This is a genomic window from Vibrio sp. Y42_MX_L11 (genome assembly GCF_024181785.1).
GTDB classification, from domain to species: Bacteria; Pseudomonadota; Gammaproteobacteria; order Enterobacterales; family Vibrionaceae; genus Vibrio; species Vibrio diabolicus.
The window spans coordinates 14,512-36,947 of record NZ_JAMZAP010000024.1 but is presented as its reverse complement, the minus strand read 5'-3'; the positions used below and the strand labels follow the sequence as shown (position 1 = coordinate 36,947).

The window sequence follows — 22,436 nt, the reverse complement described above, 5'->3', positions numbered from 1 at the left end:
CTATTTCAATCCCTGAGATTAATGGTGAGCCCATTCAACAGTGCTCAAATCAATCCCTTCTTTGTACATATCCCATAGAGGAGACATGTCGCGTAGCTTAGTCACTGCAACGCGGATTTGTTCAATTGCGTAATCAATTTCTTCTTCAGTCGTGAAACGACCAAACGAGAAACGAACCGAGCTGTGAGCCAATTCATCATCCATGCCTAGGGCACGAAGAACGTAAGAAGGCTCAAGGCTTGCAGACGTACAAGCACTACCAGAAGATACCGCTAGATCTTTAAGCGACATTAGTAGTGATTCACCTTCTACGAATGCGAAGCTGATGTTTAGGTTGTGTGGTACACGTTGCTCAAGGTCACCGTTTACCGTCACTGCTTCTAAGTCTTTCACGCCATCAAAAAGACGGTTACGAAGCGCTAAAGCGTGATCGTAATCTTTTTGCATGTCTTCTTTTGCAATGCGGAATGCTTCACCCATACCAACGATTTGGTGAGTAGGAAGTGTACCAGAGCGGAAACCACGCTCATGGCCGCCACCGTGCATTTGCGCTTCAAGACGAATACGAGGCTTACGACGAACGTAAAGTGCACCGATGCCTTTAGGGCCATAAACTTTGTGAGCAGAAAGCGAAATTAGGTCAACTTTCATCTCTTGAACGTCGATTGGTAATTTACCTGCAGATTGCGCTGCATCCACGTGGAAAACAATTTTACGCTCACGACACAATTCGCCGATCGCTGTAATGTCTTGAACCACACCAATCTCGTTGTTTACGTGCATAATAGACACAAGCACTGTGTCATCACGCATTGCCGCTTTAAGCTTCTCTAGATCGATCAAGCCATTTGATTCTGGCTCAAGGTAAGTCACTTCAAAGCCTTCACGCTCAAGTTGACGACATGGGTCAAGAACGGCTTTGTGCTCTGTTTTACAAGTGATTACGTGCTTGCCTTTCTTCGAGTAAAAGTGCGCTGCACCTTTAATCGCAAGGTTGTCTGATTCTGTCGCACCAGATGTAAATACGATTTCGCGAGGATCTGCATTTAGAAGGTCAGCAATTTGCTCACGAGCAGTATCGACCGCTTCTTCTGCCTGCCAGCCGTAACGGTGCGAACGCGACGCTGGGTTGCCAAATGTGCCATCCATTGTCATGTACTGAACCATTTTTTCAGCAACACGTGGATCAACTGGACATGTAGCGGAATAATCAAGATAAATCGGCAGTTTCATTCTCTACTCCAATGTAAAAAGCTGACCGCTAAGAGCGGACGTTTACACCGATGGGCGCGGCGGTTGTATTTTTGTTTGATAGCCCATGGGTTACCGCCAGATCAATGTCCTGACGATCAGAAATTTCGAGGACTTCATTGTCTGTCATCAACTCACCAAGAGTGATGTTATTCAAGAAGTCACTAATGCGAGAGCTTAAGTCGCGCCATAGCGTGTGAGTAAGGCAACGTGTTCCGCCTTGGCAATCTCCTTTGCCCTGGCATTTGGTTGCATCGACTGACTCATCAACGGCTGCAATCACGGTACCAATAGCGATACTGTGTGCGTCGGCACCAAGTCGGTAACCACCACCAGGACCACGAACGCTGGCAACGAGACCTGCTTTACGCAATTTTGAAAATAGCTGCTCTAAGTAAGAGAGCGAGATCCCCTGACGCTCTGAGATGTCAGCAAGAGGTACAGGGTTTTGTTGCGAATGCAGTGCCACATCCAGCATGGCTGTCACCGCATATCTTCCTTTAGATGTAAGTTTCATACCACACCGTATCCACATGGTTTGTAATGGTTAAGATTTTTCCATACCTGAGTAATTTGGTCAAGTATTTATTTGACCATTTTACTCAGGTATTCATCCTTACACCTAAAGTGGTTATTCTTTACTCAGAGCTTCTTTTCTATCGAGGTCAAAATGCCGCGTAGAATATTGAGCTCCTGGGTTTCTGGCCGAGCACGAGAGAACAAGCGACGCAATTTATTCATCACCTGCCCTGGTTGCTCTTTATTGATAAACTGGGTCTCAACCATCACCTTTTCAAGATGCTCGAAGAACATTTCGAGCTCTCTATGACGTGGGTACTCTTCCGGCTCATTTGGGGCAAACTGGCTTTGCTCTAAGTTCAAATGCGCAACTCGTACTTCGTAACTCAGAGTTTGTACAGCCATCGCTAGGTTAAGCGAGCTATATTCAGGGTTAGCAGGAATGCAAACATGGTAGTGACACCTTTGCAGCTCTTCGTTTGTTAGACCAGTTCTTTCACGACCAAACACGAGCGCGACAGGATGTTTTCTACCCTCAACCGCAAATTTCTCACCACATTCACGTGGCTCAAGCATTGGCCATTCTAATGTACGAGAGCGAGCACTGGAGCCCACCACAAGGCTGCAATCTTCAACCGCTTCTTCTAGTGTACTGACAACCTTTGCATTTTGAGCAATATCACCAGCACCCGCAGCCAAAGCAAGAGTTTGTTCATCCACTTCACATTGTGGATCGACTAATACTAGTTGGCTTAAACCCATCACTTTCATAGCTCGAGCTGCTGAGCCAATATTGCCTGAATGAGAGGTACCTACGAGTACAATTTTTACTTGATCCAACATCTGTGTTTGCTACCTAAATTAAAACCGCAGAATGTTACCATAGTTTTTTAACACACCCTAGGGCGAAGCAGGCCTCTCTTCTCATTCTTGGTCATTGTTCTCGTTCGCCTCAAGCTAAATACAATAAAACCACTGACTTTAGAACAAAAAATAACCACTTCCCTTTTTACTGATCTCTGGTATACTCGCCGCCGCTTTCATTTGTTCTTTAACATCCGTTGGGAAATTCGTATGCATCCAATGCTAAACATTGCTATTCGCGCTGCGCGAAAGGCAGGCAATCATATTGCTAAATCATTAGAAAACACTGATAAAGTAGAATCTACTCTTAAAGGCACTAATGACTTTGTCACTAATGTAGATAAAGAAGCAGAATACATCATCATCGATACTATCAAGCAGTCTTACCCTGAGCACTGTATCGTTGCTGAAGAACAAGGTCTTATCGAAGGTAAAGATAAAGACGTACAATGGATCATCGACCCACTGGATGGCACCACTAACTTTGTAAAAGGTTACCCACACTTCGCGGTTTCTATCGCTGTTCGTATCAAAGGCAAAACTGAAGTTGCTTGTGTTTACGATCCAATGCAAAACGAGCTATTCACTGCACAACGTGGTGCAGGCGCTCAACTAAACAGTGCGCGTATCCGTGTTGCTCAACTAAAAGACCTTCAAGGTACTGTTCTAGCTACTGGTTTCCCATTCAAACAGAAACAACACGCTGAGTCTTACATCAAGATCGTTGGTGCGCTATTCACTGAATGTGCTGATTTCCGTCGTAGCGGCTCTGCTGCTCTTGACCTATGTTACGTGGCTGCTGGCCGTGTTGATGGTTACTTCGAGCTAGGTCTAAAACCTTGGGATATGGCAGCAGGTGAGCTTATTGCTCGTGAAGCTGGCGCAATCCTAACTGACTTTGCTGGCGGCACTGAGTACATGAAGTCTGGTAACATTGTTGCTTCAAGCGCTCGTGGCGTAAAATCTATCCTTAAGCACATCCGCGAAAACGGTAACAGCGCGATCCTTAAGTAATATTTGAAAGTCATATTTAGCCCGTCACGCTGATGACTTTAGAAAGCCCCGCTCAATGAGCGGGGCTTTCTTGTATCTACTGAACCGTATCTACTTAGCGGCAATGTAAGGCTCTCCATACAGTGAGGTTCTGCAAGCACACAACTCGATTCAGATACAAAAAAACCGCTGATTGCTCAGCGGTTTTTTGTTGTCGACTCTCAATCTGCCTTATGGCATTTCGTCGAACTCTGCACCTTCTTTTTCTACTTGAGGTGGCATCAAGTGCTCTTTCTGGATACCCAGTTTTAGAGCCAGTGCTGATGCTACGTAGATAGAAGAGTAAGTACCTACAGTGATACCGAGTAAAAGTGCGGTTGCAAAGCCGTGAATCATCGCACCACCCTGCATGAACAGTGCAATTACCACGAACAACGTCGTACCAGATGTAATCAGTGTACGGCTCAACGTTTGGGTGATTGAAGCGTCCATGATATCGGCTGGCTCACCTTTACGCATCTTGCGGAAGTTTTCACGAATACGGTCAAACACAACGATGGTATCGTTGAGCGAGTAACCGACTACCGTTAATAGTGCCGCGACGATGGTTAGGTCAACTTCTATTTGTAGGAATGAGAAAACACCTAACGTGATAATGATATCGTGAGCCAATGCCATAACCGCACCAGCCGCTAGACGCCATTCAAATCGCATCGAGACATAAAGCAAGATACAGATCAGCGACACGAGGATCGCTAGACCGCCAGCTTCTGTTAGCTCATCACCAACGTTAGGACCTACGAATTCAATACGACGCATTTCTACGCTTTCGCCAGTACCATCTTTGATAGCACCAATGATTTGGTTGCCTAGCGTTTCACCAGAAACGTCATCACGTGGACGAAGACGAACCATTACTTCACGAGCACTACCGAAGTTTTGTACTGTCGCATCACCAAAACCTTTCGCATCTAAAGCGGTTCGGATTTTTTCAAGGTTCGCAGGTTTTTCAAAGCCAACTTCAATTAGCGTACCGCCAGTGAAGTCTAGGCCCCAATTTAGCCACTTAGTTGACAAAGTGAATATAGAAGCAGCAATCATAAAGATTGAAAAAACGAATGCTACTTTCGACCAACGCATAAAGCCGATCGTCTTCTCTGCTTTTAGAATTTGAAACATATTAATTCCCAGCCTTAGATCGACAATTTATCAACGCGTTTGCCACCGTAAATCAGGTTCACGATACAACGTGTACCAATAATGGCGGTGAACATTGAAGTTAAGATACCGATAGATAGAGTAACCGCGAAACCTTTCACTGCACCAGTACCGACTGCAAATAGAATAATTGCAGTAATCAGTGTCGTGATGTTCGCATCGGCAATCGTACTGAATGCATTCGCGTAACCTTGGTGAATCGCTTGTTGTGGACTACGCCCATCGCGAAGCTCTTCACGGATACGCTCGAAGATCAGTACGTTCGCATCAACCGCCATACCGACCGTTAACACGATACCGGCAATCCCCGGAAGCGTCATGGTAGCGCCTGGAATCATCGACATAACACCAATGATCAACACTAAGTTAGCCATTAGAGCGATGTTGGCAATCAAGCCAAAGCCACGGTAGTAAAGCAGTGTAAACAGCATTACCGCAACCATACCCCAGATACACGCTTGGATACCCATATCGATGTTTTGCTGGCCCATTGATGGACCAATAGTACGCTCTTCAACGATAGAGATAGGTGCGATCAGTGCACCAGCACGTAATAGAAGTGCAAGGTTGTGCGCTTCAGCTGCGGAGTCTATACCCGTGATACGGAAGTTACGTCCAAGAGCCGATTGAATCGTCGCTTGGTTGATGACTTCTTCATGCTTATCCAGGATGACTTTGCCTTCAGGCGTACGACGACCACTGTCTTTGTACTCAGCAAACACGGTAGCCATTAGCTTACCGATGTTCTTCTTAGAGAACGCTGACATCTTGTTACCACCTTCGCTGTCTAGCGAGATGTTAACTTGTGGACGACCGTATTCATCGACACTTGAGCTTGCATCCGTAATGCTTTGACCACCAAGAATAACACGCTTCTTAAGCACAACCGGACGACCGTCTCGGTCCATTTTGATTTCACTGCCTGCTGGCGCACGACCATTTGCTGCCGCGGATAGGTCAGCTTTATCGTCAACTTCACGGAATTCTAGCGTTGCAGTCGCACCTAGAATTTCTTTTGCACGAGCAGTATCTTGAACACCAGGAAGCTCAACAACAATTCGACTTGCACCTTGACGTTGAACGAGAGGCTCTGCAACACCTAGCTCGTTTACACGGTTACGTAAAATCGTAATATTTTGCTCAACAGCGTAGTTACGGATCTCTTGTAAACGTTGCTCGGTAAAGGTCGCAGTAAGAGCGTAACGGCCATTTGAATCAGATTCGACAAAGAGCATGTCCGGGTGATTCTTTTCTAGCATTGCTTTCGCTTCTGCTAATTGCTCTTCGTTACGTAGCAGAACCTCTACCGCTTCTTTGCCAGAAGGGCGGATAGCACGATAACGAATTTTTGCCTCACGAAGTTCGCTACGGAAAGCTTCTTCTTGCTGACCAACGAGCTTTTCCATCGCAGCGTCCATGTCTACTTCCATTAAGAAGTGGACACCACCACGAAGGTCAAGACCCAGCTTTAATGGTGACGCGCCAATCGCTTCTAGCCAATCGGGTGTAGAAGGAGCAAGGTTAAGTGCAACAATTGTGTCTTTGCCAAGCGCTTCGCTGATGACATCACGAGCACTGATTTGCGTGTCAGTGTCGTTAAAACGAACAAGAATTGATCCATTCTCGAGAGCAATGGATTTATGAGAGAGTTGCTCTTTATCAAGAGCAGTAGTGACAGCATCCAGCGTTGACATATCTACAGAGGCGCCACGCGCCCCTGTAACTTGAATAGCCGGATCTTCACCGTAGATATTTGGAAGTGCGTATAACGCAGCGGTGATGATGGCAAAAAATACCATCAAGTACTTCCATAATGGATAACGGTTTAGCACAGCGAGGATCCTTTAGCTGTTTTATAGAGACTTAAGCGTACCTTTTGGCAACACTGCAGTGATGAAGTCTTTCTTGATTACCACTTCATTGTTCGCGTTAAGCTCGATTGAAATGTAGTCATTGTCTTCAGCAATCTTAGTGATTTTACCCACTAGGCCACCGCTAGTTAGAACTTCGTCGCCTTTGCCCATAGAAGCCATTAGGTTCTTGTGCTCTTTTACACGTTTCGCTTGTGGGCGGTAAATCATGAAGTAAAAGATCACTGCGAACATGCCAAGCATGATTAGCATTTCAAAACCACCGCCTGCTGGCGCGCCTTCTGCTGCTGCGTGAGCCTGAGAAATAAACATTAAAACATCCTCATTATATTTTATTGATAATCCAACAAGTTGGGCTTTCGCATTTTAGATTCAAGTCTGAGAGTAACTAATAGCGATCACTCTCTCAAAAATAACGTGCGTTAGCCTACTTTATTAGCAAAAGCCTCTGGCGACATGCCAAAGGCTTTAATTCTTTTTAGTCCGTCAATGACTGTTCTTTTGCTAGTGGTGGCACTTCACGGCCACGACGCTCATAGAACTCAGTAACAAACTCATCGAAACGATCTTCATCAATCGCTTTACGAATACTTTCCATCAGACGCTGGTAGTAGCGTAGGTTGTGGATCGTATTCAGACGAGCACCTAGAATTTCATTACAACGCTCTAAGTGATGAAGGTACGATTTACTGTAGTTTTGACAAGTGTAACAGTCACAGTGCGGATCCAGCGGGGTTGTATCCGTTTTATGTTTCGCATTACGGATCTTGATCACACCACCAGTCACAAACAGGTGACCATTACGCGCGTTACGCGTTGGCATTACACAGTCAAACATGTCGATACCGCGGCGAACACCTTCAACCAAGTCTTCTGGTTTACCCACGCCCATTAGGTAGCGAGGCTTGTCTTCTGGAAGCTGCGGACAAGTGTGCTCAAGAATACGGTGCATGTCTTCTTTAGGCTCGCCTACTGCCAAGCCACCAACCGCGTAACCGTCAAAACCGATTTCCGTTAGACCTTTTACCGACACATCACGTAGATCTTCGTAAACACCACCTTGAACAATACCAAACAGGTTGTTCGGGTTTTCTAGCTTCTCGAAGTGATCACGTGAGCGCTGTGCCCAACGTAGTGACATTTCCATCGATTTCTTCGCTTCATCGTGTGTCGCTGGGTATGGCGTACACTCGTCAAAAATCATGACGATGTCAGAACCTAGGTCTTTTTGAATTTCCATCGACTTTTCTGCGTCCATGAAAATCTTGTCACCATTAACTGGGTTACGGAAGTGCACACCCTCTTCGGTAATAGTACGCATCTTGCCAAGGCTGAATACTTGGAAGCCGCCTGAATCAGTAAGAATAGGACCGTGCCAGTTCATAAAATCATGCAAGTCGCCGTGCATTTTCATGACTTCTTGACCTGGACGCAGCCAAAGGTGGAACGTGTTACCTAGTAGGATTTCTGCGCCCGTACCTTTCACTTCTTCTGGCGTCATGCCTTTAACCGTACCGTAAGTACCAACTGGCATAAACGCTGGGGTTTGAACAGTGCCACGTTCGAAAGTCAGTTGACCACGACGCGCATTGCCGTTTTTCTTCTTAAGATCGAATTTTAATTTCACGATGCCTCCGGGTGTCAGAGAAACAGTCTGACTGAGTGTTTAGGGCTCTACCCTACTTTAAGGAGCGGTCGCTTTTCCTTGCGAGAGATAAAGCAGAGGTTCTGCTCTATTTCCTAGCTTACTGCTAGCACTCGTAAATCTTATTTTTTACTAAATCGTTTTCTTCTTGATGAACATTGAATCACCATATGAGAAAAAGCGATATTTGTTTTCTACCGCATGCTTGTAAGCATTCATGGTGTTCTCATAACCTGCAAATGCACTCACCAACATGATCAGTGTGGATTCTGGCAGGTGGAAATTGGTAATCAAGCAATCCACAAGCTGATATTCGTAGCCAGGAAAAATAAAGATTTCTGTATCACCAAAGAATGGGACCAACTCAGTCCCTTTTTTCAATGCGTCTTGCGCTGCGCTTTCAAGTGAGCGTACCGATGTAGTACCAACAGCAATAATTCGTCCACCGCGCGCTTTCGTCGCTTTAATTGCTTCGACGACTTCTTGCGGTACTTCTACGTACTCAGCGTGCATATGGTGATCGTTGATGTTTTCTACTTTTACTGGCTGGAATGTACCAGCACCAACGTGCAAAGTGACGTAAGCAAACTCTGCGCCTTTCGCTTTAATTTTCTCTAGTAGAACATCATCAAAATGAAGACCCGCTGTCGGCGCCGCTACTGCGCCTGGCTTCTGGTTATATACGGTTTGGTAACGCTCTTTATCTGCATCTTCATCTGGGCGGTCAATGTAAGGAGGAAGCGGCATGTGGCCGATTTCTTCCAAAATTTCTAATACCGTCTTATCAGCGTTAAATTTCAGTTCAAATAGAGCGTCATGACGCGCCACCATTTCTGCTGAGTATTCATCATTCTCGCCAACAATGATGGTTGTACCTGGTTTTGGAGATTTAGAGCAGCGAACGTGCGCGAGGATGCTTTTCTCGTCAAGCATGCGCTCCACCAGCACCTCTAGCTTACCACCCGACTCTTTACGACCAAAAAGACGAGCAGGTATAACACGAGTATTATTAAACACCACGAGATCACCGGGTTGAACTTGGCCCAATACATCAGTAAATGTGCCATCAATTAGCTCTCCGGTATTGCCGTCCATTTGTAATAGTCGGCTAGCGGTACGCTCTGGCTGAGGGTAACGAGCGATAAGTTCATCTGGAAGGTCGAAATGGAAATCTGATACTTGCATGTTACTTGTCTTATATATTGGTCAAATCACGTCTAGGACGACGATAAAATTGCGACGAGTTTTTCGCAGCAGACTAGTATATGTTTACATGCTGCAATAGCAAGCAAATCCCCAGAATATCACTGTAAAAGCCATGATGAAGAGTGTAATAAAACGTGAAAAACCGCGATCACTTGGCATTGTTTTTCAGTTTAAGCCGATAGAAATGGAACATTAAAAAGCAAAGCAGCGCATAACGCTGCTTACTCGTTTGTTATTCAAATCGCCCTATCAAACCTCACGCCTTCGCCACCACGCCAAGGGTACGAATAGACCCAATAGCCACAGACCCAGACTGCCACCATCATCATCTGACCCTTTGAAATCACAGTTATTAGTTGCGATACCGTCGTGACACTCTTTATCTCCGCCGACTTGGTTATTAGCCTCTTTAATAAAGTTCGGTGCAATGATGTAGCTACTTGGTGGCGCATCGGCAGTAATGTAAGACTGTACCCAGTCGTAATATTGGCTCACCTTGGTGTAGAAACTTGGAATCGTCAAAGAGCCACAAGTCGGAAGAATGAGAGGTCCACCACTAACAATACCAATCTGTTTTCCCGTCGCCACATCGACCAGCGGCCCCCCACTGTCACCTTTACATGCAGAGTTGCCATATTGGGTGTGGCTATCCGGCTCTAATACTCGGTTTTTCGTTGGTAGCGTACAAATTTTGGTTTGGTTTTCTCTTGAGTCGATGATCCCCGGAAAACTGCTGCCAATTTCTAAACGCTCATAACATTTGTCGATGGGTAAAAATGTACTAATGGTGGTTTTGAGCGTATTGGAAGGTTCAGAAGCATCCGGCTGAGTGGTTCCCCACCCAAACACTTGCACATTTTCGACACGTTGATTGGTCAGGTAATTATCGTTCCAATCCACTGCCAAACGCGCTTCGATACTCTCCATGTCGGCTTTGTTTGCTAAATCAGCAAAGCTCGCGTTTGCCACTGGGCGCGTGAGATACAGCAACGCGATGTCTGAGTCTAAACCGGTTTGGATAGGTTTCACGTTACCACTACTGTCGGTCTCAGCTTTTGAAATCCGCGTGTAATCAGGGTGAACCACAACGTGAGACACCGGATAGAAGTTATCAAGCCCTGCTGAATTAAGTTCATGCACATTCGCATTCACCGACAACTCGCCCGGCGGGGTCACATAGTAGCTGGCTTCATTCGTTCCCTGCCCCATTACCACGCAGTGTGCCGCAGTCAACACCCACTGCTCCGTCAGCATGGTGCCGCCACACAGTGGGAACTCTGCCATATTACTTGCTCGTAAAGTAACGCGGTCAACAGAGTCGGTTAGTTCATCTCCTAACACAATCGCCTGTGCTGATTGCACACTGAATGCCGCCACTGCCAGCGCAATGAGTTTGTTACACGTTGTTCTTTTCATTTAGGTTGCTGTCTTCAATTTGGTAAGCCTGAGCGTATCTTCTTCGAGAGACGAATCTTGGAAAATCCAGCGAATAAAAATGTGCGATTCAATTCATTGGATTACCTTGGCAGTCCATTCAATATCAACCCAAAATGCCAACTGACTCGCACACAAACCGACTTATTCAAATTAATAAAAACGTCGATAAGACACAGATTACGCAGACAAAAAGAAGCGCAAGTGTATTGTGCTATTTAATTGATGAAAAACGAGTTAGCTCCCAGATATACAGAAAAATATTCTCTATATTTAAGAGAAGGACAATGCCGCTGGAGGTCTCTATGATCAAGGTTGAAGACATGATGACTCGTAATCCTCATACCTTACTGCGCACGCACACCTTGCGTGATGCAAAAAGCATGATGGATGCGCTTGATATTCGACATATTCCGGTTGTTGATGCCAATAACCACTTACAAGGCTTGGTGACTCAACGCGACATTCTTGCTGCTCAAGAATCGAGCTTGCACCCAGATGAGGCTGAACAATCTTTTACTCTAGATACACCGCTCTACGAAATGATGCACACCAACATCATGACGGCCGAACCCATCGCGGGGCTTAAAGAGAGCGCTATCTACATGCAAAAGCACAAAGTTGGCTGTTTACCTGTTGTCACCAAGGGTCGATTGGTAGGCATCATTACTGACAGTGACTTTGTGACCATTGCGATTAACTTATTGGAACTGCAAGAAGAAGTGGAACCCGAAGAAATCGAGCCAGAAGAATAATACGCAAACGCGTTATCTTGGGTGTAAATTTCGTTTCTTAAACGTTTTAAACGAAAAAAGAGCGGCAAGGTTGCCGCTCAAAATGCCATTACTGACGCTGATTAAGGAAGTGTTTCTCTGCCAATTAGAATTGGTCTTCTTCGGTCGAACCTGTCAATGCGGTCACTGAAGAGTTACCACCTTGGATAGTATTGGTCATTCTATCGAAGTAACCTGTACCTACTTCTTGTTGGTGTGCAACAAATGTATAGCCTTTTTCTGCCGCCTGGAATTCAGGACGCTGAACTTTCTCAACATAATGACGCATACCTTCACCTTGAGCATAAGCGTGTGCCAGTTCGAACATGTTGAACCACATGTTGTGAATACCTGCTAGCGTGATGAATTGGTACTTGTAGCCCATGTCTGCCAACTCTTGTTGGAACTTAGCAATGGTTTCTGCATCTAGGTTTTTCTCCCAGTTGAATGAAGGCGAGCAGTTGTACGCCAACAATTGGTCTGGGTATTCAGCGTGAATCGCTTCTGCAAACTTACGTGCTTCTTCCAAACATGGCGTCGCTGTTTCACACCAAATCAAATCTGCATATGGTGCGTAAGCCAGGCCACGAGAGATGGCTTGGTCGATACCAGCGCGAACGCGGTAGAAACCTTCTTGAGTACGCTCACCTTCAATAAAGTCTTTATCGTATGGGTCGCAATCTGACGTAATGAGATCCGCCGCATTCGCATCAGTACGAGCAATAACCAAGGTTGTTGTACCCGCTACGTCAGCAGCCAAACGAGCTGCAACCAGTTTTTGTACCGCTTCTTGCGTAGGAACTAATACCTTACCACCCATATGGCCACACTTTTTCACCGATGCTAACTGGTCTTCAAAGTGAACGCCCGCTGCGCCTGCCTCGATCATCGATTTCATGAGCTCGTAAGCGTTAAGCACACCACCAAAGCCTGCTTCAGCATCCGCTACGATAGGTAGGAAGTAATCAATACCGCCTTCATCTTCAGGCGATTTACCTGCTGACCATTGGATTTGGTCTGCACGACGGAACGAGTTATTGATGCGTTTTACTACTGACGGTACAGAATCGACTGGGTATAGAGACTGGTCAGGGTACATCGTTGAAGCGGTGTTGTTGTCCGCTGCAACCTGCCAACCAGATAGGTAAATCGCTTCAATACCAGCTTTAGCTTGTTGAACAGCTTGGCCGCCAGTTAACGCACCAAGACAGTTTACGTAACCTTTTTTCGCGCTACCGTTGACCAGTGACCAAAGTTTGTCTGCACCACGTTGTGCAATTGTGTTAGCTGGTACCATAGAGCCACGCAGTTCCACCACTTCCTCAGCAGTGTATGTACGCTTTACATTTTTCCAGCGCGGGTTAGTTGCCCAGTCTTTTTCCAGAGCTTCAATTTGTTGGCGGCGAGTTAAGTTAGTCATTGGTCTATCCCTCTTTATAATTTGCACTTTATGCGTGTGCGTTGAGTTTCCGTTCTCAGGCAGTACTTCCCTATCTGCCTTGAAAATCCTTCACGTTATTGGTGTTACAGTTATTCTTTATTAATCCAGGTAGTCATAACCAGGAACTGTTAAAAAGTTGGTCAGCTCATCGCTCGTAGTGAGCCTTGCCATCAAGTCTGCCGCTTCTTCAAATCGACCCGCTTGGTAGCGCTGCTCGCCAATTTCTTGTTTCACTACTTCAATCTCTTCTTTTAGATAGAGCTCGAACAGATCCTTAGTGACCTTCAATCCGTTATCTAGCGACTTGCCGTGTTGAATCCATTGCCAGATAGAAGCGCGAGAGATTTCAGCTGTCGCCGCATCTTCCATCAAGCCATAAATCGGTACACAACCATTACCAGAAATCCAAGCTTCGATGTATTGCAGCGCAACACGAATATTGTGGCGCATTCCGGCTTCTGTACGCTCGCCTTCACAAGGCTCGAGTAGTTCAGCCGCTGTAATAGGTGCATCCTCTGAACGACTCACATCCAATTGATTGGTGCGCTCGCCCAGTACAGCACTAAAAACTTCCATCGCGGTGTCAGCCAAACCTGGATGAGCTACCCAAGTACCGTCGTGACCGTTGTTTGCTTCTAGCGATTTGTCAGTCTGGATCTTGTCTAATACTTTTTGATTCTCTTGCGGGTCTTTCGCTGGGATAAAGGCGGCCATTCCTCCCATCGCGAAAGCACCTCGTTTATGACAAGTACGCACCAATAATCGCGAGTAAGCGTTCAAGAATGGCTTATCCATCGTAACCACTTGGCGATCTGGCAGTACGCGTTCAGGGTGCTTCTTCAAGGTTTTGATGTAGCTAAAGATGTAATCCCAGCGACCACAGTTCAAACCAACGATGTGTTCTTTAAGTGAGAACAGAATCTCATCCATTTCGAATACGGCTGGTAAAGTTTCAATCAGCACAGTCGCTTTGATGGTGCCTGTATCAAGACCGAAATAGTCTTCCGTGAAATGGAACACTTCGCTCCACCACTTCGCTTCGTGATGCGATTGCAGTTTTGGAATGTAGAAATAAGGGCCGCTGCCTTTTTGAAGTAACGCTTTGTAGTTGTTATAGAAGTACAGAGCGAAATCGAATAGCGCACCTGGAATGATCTGACCGTGCCACGTAACGTGTTTTTCTTTTAAATGAAGGCCGCGAACACGGCAGATCAACACCGCTGGGTCATCTTCCAGCTGATAATGCTTGCCATTGCCAGGGTTGGTGTAACTGATGGTGCCATTCACGGCATCGCGTAAATTCACTTGCCCATCCAGCACTTTACTCCATGCTGGAGACATTGAATCTTCGAAGTCTGCCATGAACACTTTTACATTCGCATTCAGTGCGTTAATCACCATCTTGCGATCAGTTGGTCCGGTAATCTCCACACGGCGATCTTGCAGATCTTGTGGGATTCCTAAGATCTTCCAACTTCCTTCACGGATGTCTTGTGTCTCTGGTAAAAAGTCTAGCAGTTCACCTGCATCGATACGCGCTTGCTTCTCTTCTCGTGCTTCCATCAACTGCTCAACACGTTCGGCAAATTTTTCACACAGCAGAGATAAAAAGGTTTGGGCTTCAACAGGGAAAATTGCTTGATGTTCTGGAGCAACGACTCCATTCACCTCAAGCGTGCCTTGGGTTTGCTTTAGTTGTTGTGTTTTTTGTTCTGTCTGAGTAAGCATAATCATTCATCCTTAACGTGCTTTATCCATCTTGGGCAGCCAGCGCAAAGCTACATTTGTAAGTTATGAACAACAAATTACATCCTTTAACTTTGTGTTCAACTCGTCTAACCATGTCGATAGATTGCGTAATGTTATGTGTATTTTCAATCTAGACATAAGTCTTATCGGCCTTTAAATAAGCTATCTCAACAAAGGGTTTAACGAAACCCCCAAGATAAACAAAACAGAAAATTCGAAGTTTTATTCGGCAGGGTAAAAACCGCCTATCGAACACCTATTCTTGTAAGTTATTACGTAATTAAATTACATTAATTTTAAGGTCGATTTATCATTTCAAACGAGTGTATGAATATAGACTGGCAAACAAACACCTTGTATTCACAAGGGCTGGCAAGGTGGATTCAAACAAGGGTCAAACAAGACATACAAGGTTTTGTGTAAAATTAACATTGTGAAATTTCACTATTTTATGAAAGCTTCATCAAAGAAGAGCTGTAAAATTTTACAAGTCAAAGTTCACCAACAGAATAAAATACTAGAAAGCGCACTGTTTTCAGTGCGCTTTTAGATAAATAATGGAGATGTAGAGGCTAATACTAATAGCTAAAGCAGCTCGGAAACGACTTCTGCAAGCTGATTAAATGTTTTCGTTCTTGATGAACTCGGACGCCAAACTAAGCCAATTTCGCGATAGGCTTGCTTTCCTGGGGGATCGATCACGACTAAATTCTGGTTATGCAGCAGGCCGTGGTCGATAGCCATTTGAGGAATGAACGTTGTTCCCAAACCATTCGCAACCATTTGCACCAAAGTATGAAGACTGGTTGCTGTAAACGGATTAATTTTTTCTTTATCTGTTAATTTACAAGCAGATACCGCGTGTTCCGTTAAGCAATGCTCTTTCTCTAATAAAAAGACGGATTCGTCAGGTAAATCTGCGTAACGAATAGGCACAGGCACCGATTGGGCTTGATTCGCACTAATAACCATTCGAAACGGATCCTTACCCACCACTCGACTTTCCATACCGTCAATTTCAACTGGCAACGCTAAAATGAGTACATCCAACTCACCGTGTCTAAGCGCTTGAAGTAAGTTTGTTGTCGTGTCTTCTCTTAATAAAAGATTCAGTTGTGGGAAACGATAGTTAACCTCTTGCACCAAATCACACAGTAAAAACGGAGCAATTGTTGGTATGCATCCCACTTTTAGCTGGCCTTGCATATCGTCGCCTTGGCACATACGTCCAAGCTCGACCAAATCTTGCCCTTTTGCTAACAGCTCTCGCCCCTGCTTTACTACCATTTCTCCTGTTTGGGTAAAAACCAGTGGACTTTTCTTGTCTTTCTTTTCATATAATGGACAACCAATCAATTCCTCTAAGTTTTGAATACCTTTACTTAAAGTCGACTGACTGACAAAACAACGCTCTGCAGCGTCACTAAAATGTCTTGTTTCATGCAGTGTGACTAAGTAATGCAACTGCTTCAAACTGGGCCATTTATTCATAATTGTATTTGTATCTACCGCCGTTCCAGTGATCGAGTTAAGAGTTTTGCTATTATCGTTTTTTTCGATTAACTCAATCTATTTATTTCGCTTTTTTCAATACTACAATCTGTACTATAGTTTGTCTCGTACAAACACGGACCAAACCGACACAACTGAATTCGGTTTGGAACTAACCATACTTTTTAGGAGCAAAAAAATGGTACTAGTAGGTCGTCAAGCCCCTGACTTTACTGCAGCAGCTGTTCTAGGTAACGGTGAAATCGTTGAAAACTTCAACTTTGCAGAGTTCACTAAAGGTAAGAAAGCAGTAGTATTCTTCTACCCACTAGATTTCACTTTCGTTTGCCCATCTGAGCTAATCGCATTCGACAACCGTCTAGCTGATTTCCAAGCTAAAGGTGTTGAAGTAATCGGTGTTTCTATCGATTCTCAGTTCTCTCACAACGCATGGCGTAACACTGCTATCGAAGATGGCGGTATCGGTCAAGTTAAGTACCCACTAGTTGCTGACGTTAAGCACGAAATCTGTAAAGCTTACGACGTTGAGCACCCAGAAGCAGGCGTTGCTTTCCGTGGTTCTTTCCTAATCGACGAAGAAGGCGTTGTACGTCACCAAGTAGTGAACGACCTACCACTAGGCCGTAACATCGACGAAATGCTACGCATGGTTGACGCTCTTAACTTCCACCAGAAGCACGGCGAAGTATGTCCTGCACAATGGGAAGAAGGTAAAGCAGGTATGGACGCATCTCCAAAAGGTGTTGCAGCGTTCCTATCTGAGCACGCAGCTGACCTAGGCAAAAAATAATAGACCTTCACCCTAGCTCAACGGGTGTGATGGTTGGATGTATATAAAGCAAAAAGCTAATGCGGAAAACCGCAAACGCCAATCAGTCTAAGTAAAGTCCTATCAAAGCCCAGAGCAAATGCTCTGGGCTTTCTTTTACCTTCAGATAAACCGCCAAAATGAGGTAACGCTGCAGCGTAAACTTTACCTCTATTTCTCATGCCCTCCATACAGATTCTGCTTACTGGCCCTGTTAATATCTTAGCCACAACACTTATTTGTAACGTTAGCAGGATGAATGAACGTGGTTACTCACCTAGAAGTCTGTATCGATAATATTGAATCTCTGCACTACGCCATTGCTGGCGGCGCCACTCGGATTGAACTTTGCTCCTCTTTGGCTTTAGGCGGGCTAACACCCAGTTATGGCTTTATGCAGCAAGCGGCTAAGCTTTCTAGTGTTCCAGTTTATGCCATGATCCGCCCACGCCAAGGTGACTTCTTCTACTGTGAAGAAGAGATCGAAATGATGCGGTGGGATATTGAAGCTGCTCACCAATCGGGCTTGGATGGTGTGGTTTTAGGTGTACTCACTCAAGAGGGGGGTATTCATATGCCTTACGCGGCTACGCTGTGTGAATTTGCTCAAGCGCTTGGCTTAGGCGTGACCTTCCATCGTGCCTTTGACCAGTGTCGTGACGCTGAAAAAGCTTTGGAAGAAGTGATCAGCTTAGGTTGTGAACGTATTTTAACCTCCGGTCTTGCGCCTTCAGCACCGCAAGGGATCGATGTGCTTAGAGCTTTGGTTAAGCAAGCCCAAAGACGCATTGCAATCATGGCGGGTGCTGGCGTTAATGCGAGTAACGTACGTGCATTAGTAGAAGACACTCAAGTTCCTGAAATCCATCTGTCAGGCAAAACGACTCGACCTAGTAAAATGACCTTTATTGCTGAACAAAGCAAAATGGGCGCAACTGATGTCGATGATTTCTTAATCCCCATCACAAGTACACAAGCCATTACCGATGTCGTAGCAGCTCTCAAATAGACGACCGTAACCTCACACGCATAGCTTTTGAGTGCTAACATATTGTTTATCAAGGAGTGAGGAAAGGTGTATGTCTAAATTGAAGAAAAAGGAATACGAAAAGGAGCTCAAAAACCTTCAAGTTGAGCTCGTAAAACTTCAAGAGTGGGTCAAACACAAAGGGTTAAAAGTGGTGGTTCTGTTTGAAGGCCGTGATGCTGCGGGCAAAGGCGGGGTGATTAAACGCATCACAGAAAAGCTAAACCCGCGTGTTTGTCGCGTGGTCGCTCTGCCTGCACCGACAGAAAAAGAAAAAACGCAATGGTACTTCCAACGTTACGTCGCTCATTTACCATCTGCTGGTGAAATCGTTTTATTTGACCGAAGTTGGTATAACCGAGCAGGTGTCGAAAAAGTCATGGGGTTCTGTACTCCAGACGAATACGAAGAGTTTTTACGCTCTTGTCCTGAATTCGAAAGAATGTTGCAACGCTCTGGGATTATTCTGATTAAGTATTGGTTTTCGGTTTCAGACGAAGAGCAAGAAAAACGTTTTCTAGGTCGAATTAATACGCCGATCAAACGTTGGAAATTCAGCCCAATGGATCTGGAGTCACGTCATCGCTGGGTCGAGTATTCTGAGGCAAAAGATAAAATGTTCGCTTACACAGATACGAAGAGCTGTCCTTGGTGGGTCGTGCCCTCTGACTCTAAAAAGAAAGCGCGCTTGAACTGTATCAGCCATTTACTTAGCCAGATTGATTACAAAGCGCTTGAGTACCCACCGATTGAATTACCTGATCTCAATAAAGAAGGTTATGTCAGAGCGCCCATTGATGATCAGACCTTCGTGCCCGATAAATATTGATGTACTTTCCCTCTCCCTAATAAATAGACCAGCCTAAAAGCTGGTCTATTTATTGAAATCAGTTACTTCAGTACGTCATCAATGCTTTGATCACCTAGGTGGCGTACATCTTTCCCTTTCACGAAGTAAATAATGTATTCACAGATGTTCTGGCAACGGTCCCCCACGCGTTCAATCGCGCGTGCCGACCACATCACTTGCAGAATGTTGGGGATATTTTTTGGGTCTTCCATCATGTAAGTCATCAACTGACGAATCACCGCTTCATATTCGGCGTCTAGTTTGTCATCTTGTTTGTGCACCTCTGCTGCCGCTTCTACATCCATGCGGGCAAACGCATCCAAAACCTGATGCAGCATATTAATTGCCTGACGGCAGAGAGGCTCTAACGACACTTGGAACTGTCGTTCTTTTGATGATGGGCTTTCAATGGCAACGTAAGCAATGCGTGTCGCCACGTCACCGATACGTTCTAAATCAGTGATCGTTTTGATGATAGCCATGATTAAGCGCAAGTCTTTTGCCGTTGGCTGACGCTTAGCAATAATGCGTGTGCAGGCGTCATCGATCGAGACTTCCATCGCATTCACTTTATGATCGTCACGCACAACCTTACGCGCCAGTTCGATATCTTCTTTATGCAAGGCTTGAATAGCATACGAAAGCTGCTGTTCTACCAAGCCACCCATGGTTAATACATGAGTACGAATCGATTCTAGCTCTACGTTAAATTGTCCTGAAATATGACGTCCAAAGTGCATGATGTTCCTTATTCCGTATAGAGTCGCGACTTAACCGTATCGACCCGTAATGTAATCTTCGGTCTGTTTCTTCATTGGCGAAGTGAAGATCGAGTCCGCGTCAGAGTATTCAATTAACTTACCCATATGAATGAATGCGGTGTGATCACTCACTCGCGCCGCTTGCTGCATGTTATGGGTAACGATAACGACAGTATATTGAGTCTTAAGCTCATTGATAAGCTCTTCAATAGTTAAAGTTGAGATTGGATCCAACGCTGATGTCGGCTCATCCAATAACAGGACTTCCGGCTCAATCGCCACCGCACGCGCAATGACCAAGCGCTGTTGCTGACCACCAGATAAACCAAATGCGTTCTCATGCAAGCGGTCTTTTACCTCATCCCACAACGCCGCCGAGCGCAAGGATCGCTCCACTGCGTCATCTAAACTGCGGCTGTTTTTTACACCTTGTAAGCGTAAGCCATAAACTACATTTTCATAAATAGACTTAGGAAATGGATTGGGTCTTTGAAACACCATCCCCACTCGGCGTCGAAGTGTCGCAACATCGACATTAGGATGATAAACATTCTTGCCATGTAGACGGACTTTACCTGTGACTCGACACCCTTCTACTAAGTCGTTCATGCGATTGATGCAACGTAATAACGTCGACTTTCCACACCCTGAAGGACCGATAAAAGCGGTGACTCGCCCTTTGGGAATTCGCATCGAAATATCATGCAGCGCCTGAGTTTGACCATAGAACAGATTAAGGTTCTCGATTGAGATTGCTGTTTGTTCATCCGTTAAATTATGAACGTCCAATGGTGGCTCATAACCTAATGTACTATCAAAATTAAACATACTTAATCTTGTCCTAACGTTCTGTATTTTTCTCGTAAATTATTGCGAATACTGATTGCTGTTAAGTTTAGCCCGACAATCACTGTCACGAGTAAGAAAGAGGTGGCATAAACTAATGGTCGCGCCGCTTCGATGTTAGAGGTTTGAAAGCCAACATCGTAAATGTGAAAACCTAAATGCATGAACTTTCTATCCAAATGCACATAAGGGAATTGCCCGTCAACCGGTAAACTGGATGCCAATTTCACGACCCCCACCAGCATCAGTGGCGCTACTTCGCCAGCTGCACGCGCAATCGCAAGGATCAGCCCTGTGATAATAGCTGGCGTCGCCATAGGCAAAACCACACGCCATAGTGTTTCAAACTGAGTTGCACCAAGCGCCAGAGAACCATGTCGTACTGAACTCGGAATACGAGTTAAACCTTCTTCTGTTGTCACAATCACAACTGGAAGCGTCAGCACGGCAAGAGTTAGTGCAGACCACAACAAACCCGGCGTACCAAAGGTTGGTGCCGGTAGCTTCTCCGCATAGAATACGTTATCGATAGAGGCACCAATCGTATAAACAAAGAAGCCTAAACCAAATACGCCATAAACAATCGATGGAACACCCGCTAGGTTTATAACCGCAATACGAATAACCCTGGTTAGAGCGTTATTCTTAGCGTATTCATGTAGATAGATAGCGGCGATCACCCCAAGTGGCATCACAATGATCGACATGATAATTACTAAGAAAACCGTACCAAATATCGCAGGGAACACGCCTCCCTCGGAGTTAGACTCTCTTGGATCTTCAGATAAAAACTTCCAAACCTGCTTCCCCCAGTGCATGACTTTATCAGGCAGTGACATTTGGTTTGGGTACCAGTAGTCCAAAATGTCTTCGAGCGGAATCGATACTTGTGAGCCCGTCATATCCTCGACAATCAGGGCATAGCCAGAAAGCTGTAATCGTAAGCCATCAAGCTGTAAATCTAACGTCGCCAGAGCTTTCTCTATCCGCTCTTTTTTCGTCTGGTTTTCCTTTAAGAAGCTTTCTGTCAGCGTGTCATTCAACTCATGCTTGCGCTTTTCTAATCGCAACTGCTCTAGCTTCCAACCAAGCTCTTTAAGCTGATCGACCACCAAAGAGTCAATCTCATGGCGCAGAGTTTCTGCATCATCCAGTTTTTTGTTCAAGACGGATTGAATATCGTTGGTGTATAAGTTGTCTCCATCCTGAAACGCCACCAGCTTACCAAAAAAGTAACCGCCACTACTGCGCTCGATCACTGCCCACTCTTTTGGCGTCGAGGGCTCATCCAACTGCATTTGCAATACGGAGATAAAATCAGCGGGATACAACTCTCGGTTGGCGATTTTGATACTGAGTCGCGTAGCAAAGTCTTCATCGTCTTCTAATTTCTGCGCCGCGCTTTCAGGCAGATAACTCTTCGGTACAAAACTGCGTTCATACACTTGACCAATCAGAATAGTATTTTCATGTAGCACTTCGCCTTGTACAGGCGTCAATGCTGCAACATTCCACTGATACAAGGGAGCTGGCCAAAAGTAAGTCAGGCCTTTCCAACCGATCAGAAGTAACAACCCTAATACCGACAACAAACTGATGCTGACTGCACCGCCTGTTAGCCATATCCACGGTGCGCCAGAACGAATCCAATTTAACACGTCATTACTC

At 45.3% G+C, this 22,436-nt stretch carries 20 protein-coding genes; 5 read left to right on the top strand and 15 right to left on the bottom strand.

The window, feature by feature from the left end:
• Positions 1-18 precede the first annotated feature (18 nt).
• The 3 genes from NL643_RS19805 to trmJ form a co-directional block, all read right to left on the bottom strand.
• Complete coding sequence (locus tag NL643_RS19805) at positions 19-1,233, bottom strand: IscS subfamily cysteine desulfurase (protein ID WP_005391556.1); 1,215 nt, start codon at positions 1,231-1,233, stop codon at positions 19-21.
• Positions 1,234-1,261: 28 nt separating this feature from the next.
• Positions 1,262-1,768 carry a Fe-S cluster assembly transcriptional regulator IscR gene (gene iscR / locus NL643_RS19800; RefSeq protein WP_005381720.1) on the bottom strand — a complete coding sequence of 169 codons (507 nt, stop codon included), beginning with the start codon at positions 1,766-1,768 and terminating at the stop codon, positions 1,262-1,264.
• Positions 1,769-1,893: 125 nt separating this feature from the next.
• Positions 1,894-2,613 (bottom strand): tRNA (cytosine(32)/uridine(32)-2'-O)-methyltransferase TrmJ, encoded by a 720-nt coding sequence (trmJ, locus tag NL643_RS19795; RefSeq protein ID WP_124008553.1) that lies wholly within the window; start codon positions 2,611-2,613, stop codon positions 1,894-1,896.
• A gap of 231 nt (positions 2,614-2,844) precedes the next feature.
• Between trmJ and suhB the strand changes: the two genes are divergently transcribed.
• Complete coding sequence (gene suhB, locus NL643_RS19790) at positions 2,845-3,648, top strand: inositol-1-monophosphatase (protein WP_012842115.1); 804 nt, start codon at positions 2,845-2,847, stop codon at positions 3,646-3,648.
• Between the two features lie 210 nt (positions 3,649-3,858).
• On the opposite strand, the gene secF is transcribed toward suhB, so the two are convergent.
• From secF to NL643_RS19760, 6 genes are all read right to left on the bottom strand, one after another.
• Complete coding sequence (gene secF / locus NL643_RS19785; RefSeq protein WP_005391572.1) at positions 3,859-4,806, bottom strand: protein translocase subunit SecF; 948 nt, start codon at positions 4,804-4,806, stop codon at positions 3,859-3,861.
• 14 nt (positions 4,807-4,820) lie between these two features.
• Positions 4,821-6,677 carry a protein translocase subunit SecD gene (gene secD, locus NL643_RS19780; protein ID WP_006741889.1) on the bottom strand — a complete coding sequence of 619 codons (1,857 nt, stop codon included), beginning with the start codon at positions 6,675-6,677 and terminating at the stop codon, positions 4,821-4,823.
• Positions 6,678-6,698: 21 nt separating this feature from the next.
• Positions 6,699-7,028: a preprotein translocase subunit YajC gene (gene yajC / locus NL643_RS19775; RefSeq protein WP_005381725.1), complete on the bottom strand. Its 330-nt coding sequence runs from the start codon at positions 7,026-7,028 to the stop codon at positions 6,699-6,701.
• Positions 7,029-7,194: 166 nt separating this feature from the next.
• Positions 7,195-8,343, bottom strand: a complete 1,149-nt coding sequence (gene tgt, locus NL643_RS19770; protein ID WP_005391577.1) for a tRNA guanosine(34) transglycosylase Tgt — start codon at positions 8,341-8,343, stop codon at positions 7,195-7,197.
• 150 nt (positions 8,344-8,493) lie between these two features.
• Positions 8,494-9,546, bottom strand: a complete 1,053-nt coding sequence (gene queA / locus NL643_RS19765) for a tRNA preQ1(34) S-adenosylmethionine ribosyltransferase-isomerase QueA (RefSeq protein ID WP_046874341.1) — start codon at positions 9,544-9,546, stop codon at positions 8,494-8,496.
• A 270-nt stretch (positions 9,547-9,816) separates the two neighbouring features.
• Positions 9,817-10,983 carry a trypsin-like serine protease gene (locus NL643_RS19760; protein ID WP_253645023.1) on the bottom strand — a complete coding sequence of 389 codons (1,167 nt, stop codon included), beginning with the start codon at positions 10,981-10,983 and terminating at the stop codon, positions 9,817-9,819.
• 323 nt (positions 10,984-11,306) lie between these two features.
• Here NL643_RS19760 and NL643_RS19755 point away from each other — a divergent pair, with 323 nt between their 5' ends.
• Complete coding sequence (locus NL643_RS19755) at positions 11,307-11,756, top strand: CBS domain-containing protein (RefSeq protein WP_005391583.1); 450 nt, start codon at positions 11,307-11,309, stop codon at positions 11,754-11,756.
• Between the two features lie 124 nt (positions 11,757-11,880).
• On the opposite strand, the gene aceA is transcribed toward NL643_RS19755, so the two are convergent.
• From aceA to NL643_RS19740, 3 genes are all read right to left on the bottom strand, one after another.
• Complete coding sequence (gene aceA / locus NL643_RS19750; RefSeq protein ID WP_005391585.1) at positions 11,881-13,194, bottom strand: isocitrate lyase; 1,314 nt, start codon at positions 13,192-13,194, stop codon at positions 11,881-11,883.
• Between the two features lie 120 nt (positions 13,195-13,314).
• Positions 13,315-14,943 carry a malate synthase A gene (gene aceB / locus NL643_RS19745; RefSeq protein WP_253645022.1) on the bottom strand — a complete coding sequence of 543 codons (1,629 nt, stop codon included), beginning with the start codon at positions 14,941-14,943 and terminating at the stop codon, positions 13,315-13,317.
• A gap of 606 nt (positions 14,944-15,549) precedes the next feature.
• Positions 15,550-16,455, bottom strand: a complete 906-nt coding sequence (locus NL643_RS19740) for a hydrogen peroxide-inducible genes activator (RefSeq protein ID WP_005383681.1) — start codon at positions 16,453-16,455, stop codon at positions 15,550-15,552.
• 199 nt (positions 16,456-16,654) lie between these two features.
• Between NL643_RS19740 and NL643_RS19735 the strand changes: the two genes are divergently transcribed.
• The 3 genes from NL643_RS19735 to ppk2 all read left to right on the top strand — a co-directional run bounded on the left by NL643_RS19735 (position 16,655) and on the right by ppk2 (position 19,140).
• Positions 16,655-17,266, top strand: coding sequence for a peroxiredoxin C (locus NL643_RS19735; protein ID WP_005381738.1), 612 nt, complete (start codon positions 16,655-16,657; stop codon positions 17,264-17,266).
• Between the two features lie 277 nt (positions 17,267-17,543).
• On the top strand, positions 17,544-18,293 hold the full coding sequence (locus NL643_RS19730) for a copper homeostasis protein CutC (RefSeq protein ID WP_253645021.1): 750 nt from the start codon (positions 17,544-17,546) through the stop codon (positions 18,291-18,293).
• 70 nt (positions 18,294-18,363) lie between these two features.
• A complete protein-coding gene (ppk2, locus tag NL643_RS19725) occupies positions 18,364-19,140 on the top strand; it encodes a polyphosphate kinase 2 (RefSeq protein ID WP_085343051.1) in 777 nt (258 codons plus the stop codon).
• 62 nt (positions 19,141-19,202) lie between these two features.
• Here ppk2 and phoU read toward each other — a convergent pair whose 3' ends face one another.
• The 3 genes from phoU to pstA are packed head-to-tail and all read right to left on the bottom strand — an operon-like array spanning position 19,203 to position 22,426.
• Positions 19,203-19,901, bottom strand: a complete 699-nt coding sequence (gene phoU, locus NL643_RS19720) for a phosphate signaling complex protein PhoU (protein ID WP_005381744.1) — start codon at positions 19,899-19,901, stop codon at positions 19,203-19,205.
• A gap of 30 nt (positions 19,902-19,931) precedes the next feature.
• Positions 19,932-20,750, bottom strand: coding sequence for a phosphate ABC transporter ATP-binding protein PstB (gene pstB, locus NL643_RS19715; RefSeq protein WP_005381745.1), 819 nt, complete (start codon positions 20,748-20,750; stop codon positions 19,932-19,934).
• A gap of 2 nt (positions 20,751-20,752) precedes the next feature.
• Positions 20,753-22,426 carry a phosphate ABC transporter permease PstA gene (pstA, locus tag NL643_RS19710; protein ID WP_253645020.1) on the bottom strand — a complete coding sequence of 558 codons (1,674 nt, stop codon included), beginning with the start codon at positions 22,424-22,426 and terminating at the stop codon, positions 20,753-20,755.
• Between the last annotated feature and the right edge of the window lie 10 nt (positions 22,427-22,436).